This is a genomic window from Archangium sp., from assembly GCF_036388035.1.
In the GTDB taxonomy this organism is placed as follows: Bacteria; Myxococcota; Myxococcia; order Myxococcales; family Myxococcaceae; genus Archangium.
In genome coordinates, this window is record NZ_DASVSO010000241.1 from 1 (window position 1) to 8,397 (window position 8,397).

Annotated in this window: 5 protein-coding genes; 2 read left to right on the forward strand and 3 right to left on the reverse strand. The window is 69.1% G+C overall.

Features of this window, described 5'->3' with window-relative positions; all coding sequences use genetic code 11:
• Positions 1-17: 17 nt before the first annotated feature.
• From VF697_RS10500 to VF697_RS10510, 3 genes are all read right to left on the reverse strand, one after another.
• On the reverse strand, positions 18-1,292 hold the full coding sequence (locus VF697_RS10500) for a phospholipase D-like domain-containing protein (protein WP_331093850.1): 1,275 nt from the start codon (positions 1,290-1,292) through the stop codon (positions 18-20).
• Positions 1,293-1,725: 433 nt separating this feature from the next.
• Entirely contained in the window at positions 1,726-2,982 is a 1,257-nt protein-coding gene (locus tag VF697_RS10505) for a threonine aldolase family protein (protein ID WP_331093852.1), read from the reverse strand.
• A 50-nt stretch (positions 2,983-3,032) separates the two neighbouring features.
• A complete protein-coding gene (locus tag VF697_RS10510) occupies positions 3,033-4,445 on the reverse strand; it encodes a PQQ-binding-like beta-propeller repeat protein (RefSeq protein ID WP_331093854.1) in 1,413 nt (470 codons plus the stop codon).
• Positions 4,446-4,621: 176 nt separating this feature from the next.
• Here VF697_RS10510 and VF697_RS10515 point away from each other — a divergent pair, with 176 nt between their 5' ends.
• Together VF697_RS10515 and VF697_RS10520 are read left to right on the forward strand one after the other, a co-directional pair.
• Positions 4,622-7,171 carry a hypothetical protein gene (locus VF697_RS10515; protein ID WP_331093856.1) on the forward strand — a complete coding sequence of 850 codons (2,550 nt, stop codon included), beginning with the start codon at positions 4,622-4,624 and terminating at the stop codon, positions 7,169-7,171.
• A gap of 144 nt (positions 7,172-7,315) precedes the next feature.
• A partial coding sequence (locus VF697_RS10520; RefSeq protein ID WP_331093858.1) for a PAS domain-containing protein occupies positions 7,316-8,397 on the forward strand: 1,082 nt, incomplete at its 3' end.

Consider the following 8,397-nt stretch of genomic DNA (forward strand, 5'->3'; position numbering starts at 1 on the left):
CGGTCCGCCTCATGCCACTACCGGCAGGGGAAGTTGGCCTTCGTGCACGTCACGCCGCTGTTGTAGGCGTCGTTGAAGTGGCCGTAGAACCCGTCGTAGAGCGGGTGCGTCGTCCCGGACTCGGGCGCCATCTTGACGAAGATCTCCTCGTTCTCGTTGAGGGCGTCCTGCGACCAGTTCTGCGAGCCGGTGTAGACCCGGTAGTTATAGGTGGTGCCGTACTTGCCGTAGACCAGGAAGAACTTGTCGTGGACCTTGTCCTTCCTGCGGATCGCGACCCCCGCGTCGAGCAGCTCGTTGTAGACGCTCTGCGGCATGGCGATGCCGTCGGTGGAGTCGCCCCCCACCACCATCCAGACCGCGCAGCCGCCCGCCCTGTAGCGCTTGACCTGCGCGAGGATGTCGGGGCGTCCGGTCGTGACGAACGACATGCCGATGCGCAGCCGGCAGTTCGCGTCGGGCGTGACGTCGTTCAGGCGGGTGACGATCGTATCGGTCTGGCCCACCGCCTCCGGCGACGCGTAGGCATCCGCCGGGTTGGACAGGTAGTAGCCGCGACCGCTGGCCGAGTCGTAGTAGTCATTGCCGAAGTAGTGCCTCCGGTTCCACATGTCCGAGAAGTTGGCGTTCAGGCCGTCGTACAGCGTGACGGCGTCGTACACGGTGATGGTGTTGTTGAACGCATCCGGGCCGCTCGCGTAGGTGAGGTTCGACGAGCCGAACCAGGAGACGTACGGGCGAGCCACCCCATTGGGGTCCGTGGTCTGGCTGAACGTGAACATCTTCGTGTGCATGTTGCCCGCGGCGCTCGTGCCGATGCAGCCGCCACCGCCACTGGTGTTGGTGCAGAACCTCTCGTTGGCGAGCGCCCGGATCGTCGTCATCGCGGGATCGGTGGAGCTCGCGTTCTTCCCGTCCAGCACGAGGTACACCGTGACGCCCCGGTTCTGCGCCGCGAGGAGCGCATCGGCGACGCCATCAATGCTGATGGAGTGGATGGTTCCGCGGATGGTGGCGCCCGCGGGCGTGGCGTTGATGAGGCGCTTCAGCTCCTCGATGATCGTGTAGTCCCGGCCAGCGAACGCGGGCGGGTTGCTGAAGTGGGCCCAGACCGCCTTGCCACCCACCGTGCCGGACGCGGAGCTGACTCCCGCCTGGACGACGCCCACCACGTCCACGTCGTTGACCTCGTACACGGACTCCGTGGGCCCACAACCGGTGACGGCCATCGTGCAGACAGCCACGGTCATGGCTCGCAGAGTCGACCTGGCGCTGATGACGCTCGAACGCATCGTGATTTCTCCTTCAGGGGGGAACGGGATCCTCATCCACGGGGATGGAGCGAATTCCTTGAAATCCCAAAAAAGATTAAAAATCAATTTATCTCGGGATTCTCTCGCCTGAAGCACGTGGCGCCGAACACGCACTGAAACGCGTGCGCTTCGCGCGCGGGCCGCGTGAAAGTCTTACCGCTCCCCGGCCGGGGCCGCCCTCCACGTTGAGCCAAACCCCTGGAATCACATGCACTTCTCCCCAGGCCCTGCTGGCACGCGGGATGCTCTAGCCCCTCCACGTGAAGGCGGTCGGGTAGGACGGGCGGGGGCGGTCGGGGGCGGCGGGTTGGGCGGGTTGGGTTGTTGCTGGGTTGGGTGTTTCGGGGGCAGCAAACGGGGGAAGTGCGTCGGGGAGGGGCTGCTGGGGGGCGGCTCCTCCCCGATTTTTTTGTCACGCGGATTCGAGCAGTCGGAGGAAGGCACGCGCGGCGTCCGCGTCGTTGAGGCTCGCGAGCCCCTCCCCTACTTGCAGCTCCGCCTCCACGACTCCAGGCACGCGCGTCTGGCTGAAGCCGTTGGCCACCCAGACACCGTGCTCGCGCGCGATGCGGTCGCGCTGTCGAGCCAGCGCCGCCGGGTCGCCACGCAGGAAGACGCGGAACAGGTTCGTCTGCACGGGCCGAGGTAGCACCGTGAGCCGGGAGTCCGCCGCCAGCGCCTCGGTGAGGGCCTTCGCGCGCTGGACGTAGCCCGGGATGCGGGCCAGCACCTCGTCCAGTCGCATCGCCGCCGAGGCCACGTAGGGCAGCATCTGGAAGACGTTCCCCCCGTGCCGGTGCCGCCAGACGCGTGCCGTGCGGATGAAGTCGCGACCGCCCACCAGCATCGCCCCGCCCATCGCGCCCACCATCTTGTAGAAGGACACGTACACCGAGTCGAAGCCACGGCAGAGGTCCGCGTAGGAGCGCCCGTAGTAGGGCTGGCTCTCCCACAGGCGCGCGCCGTCCATGTGGAGCTTCACGCCCTGCTCGCGGCAGGTGCGCTTGAGCTCCTCGAGCTGCTCCCAGGACTGGAGCTGTCCGCCCAGCCACCGCACCGGCAGCTCGACGCTGACCACGGCGAGCGGCTCACGCGCCTCGCGTACGTCACTGGCGAGCACCGGCCGCGCCCACGGCGAGAGCTGCACCGCGTGCAGCCCGTGCAGCACGGAGTAGCTGTCGCTCTCGTGCAGCACGTGGTGGGAGGACGGGTGCAGGCCCACGCCGCGGCTGCGCCCCGCGTCCGCGTACATCCGCAGCGCGATGAGCTGCGCCATGGTGCCGGTCGGCATGAAGCACCCGTCCTCGAAGCCGAGCAGGCTCGCGACGCGCTTCTCGAAGGACTGGACGAGCTCGCCGTTGCCGTACACGTCCCCCGTCAGGCCCTGGCTCTTCACCCACTCGCCGACGCGGATGAGCTCGGTGCCGTCATTCCCAGAGATGCCGAGCACGAGCGAGGCCCGGCAGCTCCGGCGAAGCTGCTCCATCTGCTCGCGCGTGGGCCCGGACGGAGGAGCGGCCTGGGCCACGCCCGCGTCGGCGGCGCCCGGCGTCGGCTTCTGGGGCGTCTTGGGCGCGGCGGCTTCCGCGGTGCCTCGCAGGAGCGCGGAGCCAGCCAGCAGACCGGAGAGCGCGAGAAACTCGCTCCGAGTGAAATCACGGGGGGCCATTCGGTACACCTCTGCGTGAGGGGAGGACGATCGAAGGGCCCGAACGTACGTCAGGGGGGCGGTATGGCCAACGCGCGGAGCTGCCCGGAATAGGGGTACCAGAGGATGAGCCCACGGCCCACCGAGGGGGCGGCATAGGTGGGCCCCGTCGTTTCGAAGCGCTTGAGGAGCGCGCCAGTCCGGGCGTCCAGCAGCTCCAGCCAACTTCGGCTGTTATCGCGCGCGTTGGAGACGACCACCAGCACGTCTCCCAGCGCGGGCATCCCCGCGAAGACGAAGCCAGGAGGCGTGTGCTTCCAGCGGAGGGTGCCGTCGAGGGGCTCGAGGGCCACCACGGAGCCAGGCGCCCCGTCCGCCGTGACACCTCCCGCGGCGTAGAGGAGGCCGTTCGCGAAGGTCGGAGCGACGAGGCTGCCCTGGCCCTGGAGCGGATCCTTGCCGCCCACGGCGAGCGGGTACTTCCACAGAGGGCCCTCCGACAAGCGCTCCCGCCGCAGCACGTAGAGCCAGCCGTCCTTGTTGGCCGAGCCAACCAGCCGCGTGCCATCGGAGGCGGTGAAGAGCGTGGGGGAAGCCCCGAAGTCGCTGTTGTCGCCTGGACCAGGCCCCGGGTTCTGCCACTGGTCGAGCACCTCCAGCGTCTCCGCATCGAGCGCCACGAAGGCCTGGGCGAGCGGAACCTCCCCGAGTGGCTGGCCCACGGGGTCACCCGTCGTCACGTAGATGCGCTTCGCGGGCGCATCGACGGCGATGCTGCTCCACACCGCCGCCCCTACCCGTCCGGCCTCCGTGAGAACCTTGGAGCTCGAAGCACCCGTGGCGAGGTCCACCGAGATGACGCGCCCGGCGACATGACGGCAGGTGAAGATGGCCGCGACGCCCACGTACAGTCGGCCGAGCGCCGTGGAGACGGCGGGAGAGGATTGGATCAGCTCGGGCGGGTCAGCCACCGTGGCGACCGGGGACTGCCGCAGGGTCTGCCCATTCTGGGGATCGAGCGCGTAGACATTCCCATCCGGAGAGGCGGCGTAGAGCACCCCGTTCACGAGCGCGGGAGCGGCCCAGAAGCCGGGGCGGAGCGGGCGGGTCTGGCAGGGGTCCGTGAAGATCTGGTCCAGGGTCCGAGCCCAGCGTGAGGCGCCGGTGCGGGTATCGAAAGCCAGCACCCTCCCCTCTCGGCCCGTGGTGACGTAGACGGACTCGCCCACGATGAGCGGCTGCGTGTAGCCCTGGGGGCCCGCGTCGGCCGTCCACAGGGGCGCGACGCCAGCGGCCTGTGCCACGGTGAAGGTACCGCCATTCGCCCAGGTCCCTTCGGGCCCCGAGCGGTACTGGAGCCAATCACCACCCCCCACGGGCCCGACGCTCCCCGCATCCATCCCAGGAGTCGGCCCTCCATCCGTGTCGCGGCAAGCCGTTGCAACAGCGATGAACAGCAGCACGCCCCACATCCACCGGTTCATGGCGCCCCCTTCGTACGCGGTCTCGCGAGGTGTAGGAGGCTCGCCTGGGGGCAGACAAGGCGAAGGGGGTTTCAGCGTCCGTTGGTGGTCGGTACACATCCCGCCGCGAAGCCGGTAGCCTCTGCCCGGGGCACACGCGATGCACGCGCGGCCCGCGATGACGGATGGTCCCCCCAATGAGAGTTCTTTCACTGCTCGCCCTGTGCCTTCTCCTGGGCTGTGAGCCCACCCATTCCGAGAACCCGGGAGGGCACGCGGACGCCGGGACGACGCCCCCAGAGGACGCCGGGACGACGCTCCCAGAGGACGCCGGGACGACGCCCCCGGATGCTGGCTGCACGCCCGAGACGGACGTGGCCTTCTGCTCCCGGCTGGACAAGCAGTGCGGCGACGTGACGGCCGTGGACAACTGCGGGGACAACCGCACCGTGGATTGCGGAGGCTGCACCGCGCCCCAGACGTGCGGGGGCGGCGGCACGGCCAACGCCTGCGGCTGCGCGCCCGAGACGAACGCGACCTTCTGCTCCCGGCTGGGCAAGGACTGCGGCACCGTCTCCGGCTCCGACAACTGCGGCGCGACGCGCACCACGTCCTGCGGCGGAGGCTGCACCGCGCCCCAGACCTGCGGCGGTGGCGGAACGGCCAACGTCTGCGCATGCAAACCCGAGACGAACGCCGCCTTCTGCTCCCGGCTGGGCAAGAACTGCGGCACCGTCTCCGGCGCCGACAACTGCGGCACGGCGCGCACCGTGTCGAGCTGCGGCACCTGCACCAACCCCAAGAGCTGTGGAGGCGGCGGCACGGCCAACGTCTGCGGCTGCACCCCCACCCCGGAGACGGACGAGGAGGTGTGCCAGCGGCTCGGGGCGACCTGTGGAACGCCGTGGGTCACGGACAGCTGCGGCAACTCGCGCTACGTGTCGAGCTGCGGCACCTGCACCTCGCCCGAGACCTGCGGAGGTGGCACCAGCTATTACGTGTGCGGCTGTACCTCCGAGTCGGATGCGGCCTTCTGCGGCGCGCGCGGGGCCAACTGCGGCACGGTCTCGGGCGTGGACCGCTGCGGACGGTCCCGCACGGTGGCCTGCGCGAGCTGTGCTTCGCCGCGCCAATGCGGAGGCAGCGGCACCCCGAACCTCTGCACGCTTCCGCTCGGCGACTACCCCGGCGTCGTCATGACGAAGCTCTTGAGCAACGCGCCCAAGGCCTTCTTCCCCTCGCCCGACGAGCTGCGCGTGGCCTACAGCACCGACCGGTCGGACAGCCCCTACGGATGCTTTGGCCGCATCGGTCTGGGGGACCTGTCGGTGGTGACGCTCGGCAGCCCGCCCATGGTCACCAAGGTGGAGTCCAGTGCTGGCTTCAACGAGACCTTCTTCATGGCCGACTCGGCCCACCTCGTCTACACGCGCTACTACGCCAACGACCCGTGCACGAGCTTCAGCTCCCTGATGCGGGCGAAGTCGGATGGGACGAGCCCCACCTTGCTGACGACCGCCTCCTACTTCGCGGAGCTCCAGGACGTGGGCTCCTCGGTGTTCTACAAGGAGAAGAGCTTCTCCTCGAGTGACTCCGGCTACCTCACGGCGTACTCGTTCGTCGGCAACCAAGAGGTGGGCCTGGGCTATGGTGCGTACCTCCCGGGCGAGGGGCCCTCCCCGAATGGGAGCGCGGCGCTCTACACCGACCAGAGCGGTGTGTGGACGTTGCGCAAGCTCACCACCTACACCCCGTCCGGCGTGCCGCTGCTGGTCGCGCCCCAGAAGTACGTCTACGATCATGCCTGGTCCCCGGACAGCACCCGGCTGGCCTTCATCCACTCGGCCGACATCGACGGGACCGCCACCCTCTCCCTCATCTCGGCGGATGGCACTGGCCGGCGGGAGCTGGTGGCGGACTGCCACTGCCGGTACGTGTTCTTCTCGCCCGACGGCACGCGCGTCGCCTACGCCGGCACGGACGCCGCGGGCAACACCCAGCTGACCCTCCAACCGCTCGCTGGCGGTGACGCGGTGGTCCTCACCGGGCTGCCCGCTGGCAGCGGCGGCAACTTCGTCTTCAGTCCGGACTGGCGCTGGGTGCGGCTGGAGCTGCCCTCGGGCAGCTCCTTTGTCGGCTACCGGCTCTTCCTCGCCGATACCTCTCGGAGTGGAGCCTTCGTCGAGCTGACCAGCAACTACTACTCGCAGAGCTTCACCGCCTCCAGCGCCTGGGACTACGTGGCCGTCCAGATCGTGGATCGCTCCTCCTACGTGATGAGCGCCATGGTGTTCCCCACCGCCGGCGGCACGGCCCAGGTGCCCGTGTCCTCCGGCGTCAACTGGCTGGGGTACGAGCAGGTGGCCAGCACGCCGCGGCTGGCGGTGTTCCACAGGCCGTCGGGCGTCTACGAGTGGGGCACGCTGTCGTTGTTCGGCACGGAGGGCTTCGGGCCGGCGCGGGTGGTGACGACCGAGGCGTACACCACCGGCTTCAGCGGCGACTGGAGCATCGCGCGGCCCTTCTGGTCCGGCCGGGTGCTGCTGTACTCGGTGAACCGGCGGGTGGACCCGACCTCGGGCGAGTACGTCTTCGATCTCGCGGCCAGTACCAGCGACGGGACGATGAGCGGCCTCGTGGCGCGGGACGTGCTCCGGGTGCGCTACCTGAACCACCCGTCCCGCGTCTTCTTCACCCGGAGCCGCCAGAGCGGCGGCGGCTTGTGGGTGGTGGAGCTGCCGCGCTGAACATCGCCCGCGCCCGGAGGACTCCGACAGGGCAACACGCCCCTTGCCCGCCTGGCCTCTTCTTAGAAGAGGCCAGGATCCGGACCACAATGCGCCCCCGAGCCGCCGAAGGCCCCTCCCTCCCCTCGCAGTCGCTCCCCTGACATGGCGCTCCCTTCCTTCGCCGAGACAAGCCAGGACGTTCCCGAGCCACCCGACCTCCGAGCACTGGCCTCCCCGGGCCCCGAGAAAGCCACGGGGCTGCTGGGCTGGCTGGACTTCTTCCTCTCGGAGCCCCTGCGCAACGCGCCTCCCGAGGACCTCGTGCGTCACCGGGTGCTCGTGGGGTCCGCGTGCTTCATGATCATGCTCGCCATGCTGTTCGTGGTGAGCACGTTTTTCTCGCCCTACTCCCCCATCCCGGGCCTCGCGGGCGTGTTGTACGGGGCGACCCTGGTGGCGGCGCGAAAGGCCACCCGGTTCGCGGTCCCGGCGGGAATCCTGTTGGCGACCCTCACGGCCAGCTTCCTGGGAGCCGTCCTCTCGAACAAGGCCAACCTCGAGGGCGGCGTGCACGCCATGCTGCTGCTGCTGCCCGCCTTCGCCGTGTACCTGTTGGGGCCGCGCCGGGCCCTGTTCTACACCCTCTTCCTCGCCGTGTTCCTGGACGCGCTCCACCCCCTCTACATCACGCTCCACCTCGGCAGCACCGACGCGTCCTTCTCCCTGTCACGGTTCTGGGTCCGGCACCTCATGGCGGGGTTCGCGTTCCTGGGCATCTGGGGACTGAGCTCGTTGCACAGCACCGCGCGGGATGCGGCCCACCACTCGCTCGAGCAGGCCTTGAAGCAGCTCCGGGTCAACGAGAGCAAGTTGATCAGCATCATCGAGAGCACCGACGACGTCGTGGTCTCCCTGGACACCGAGGGGCGCCTGCTCGTCGCCAACTCGGCCATGAAGCAGTTCTACCAGGGGATGCTCGGCAGGAAGATCGAGCTGGGGCAGTCCCTCTTCCGCGGCACGAATCCCGAGAATGCCCAGCCCTGGAAGGACCGCCTCGCCCAGGTGCTTCGCGGTCAGCGCCTGCGCCATGAGGAGACGTACGACTTCGGGGGCTCGCGCCGCGTGATGGACGTCTGCATGCACCCCATCCTGGGGGAGGGAGGCCAGGTGGTGGGGGTGACGCTGTTCAGCCGCGACATCACCAGCCGCAAGGAGGCCGAGGCCCGGCTGGGAGAGATGCACCG

Bases quoted from the DNA above. Each gene is read 5' to 3' on its own strand.
- VF697_RS10510 (WP_331093854.1), bottom strand. From the start codon at position 4,445: ATGAACCGGTGGATGTGGGGCGTGCTGCTGTTCATCGCTGTTGCAACG.
- VF697_RS10505 (WP_331093852.1), bottom strand. From the start codon at position 2,982: ATGGCCCCCCGTGATTTCACTCGGAGCGAGTTTCTCGCGCTCTCCGGT.
- VF697_RS10500 (WP_331093850.1), bottom strand. From the start codon at position 1,292: ATGCGTTCGAGCGTCATCAGCGCCAGGTCGACTCTGCGAGCCATGACC.
- VF697_RS10515 (WP_331093856.1), top strand. From the start codon at position 4,622: ATGAGAGTTCTTTCACTGCTCGCCCTGTGCCTTCTCCTGGGCTGTGAG.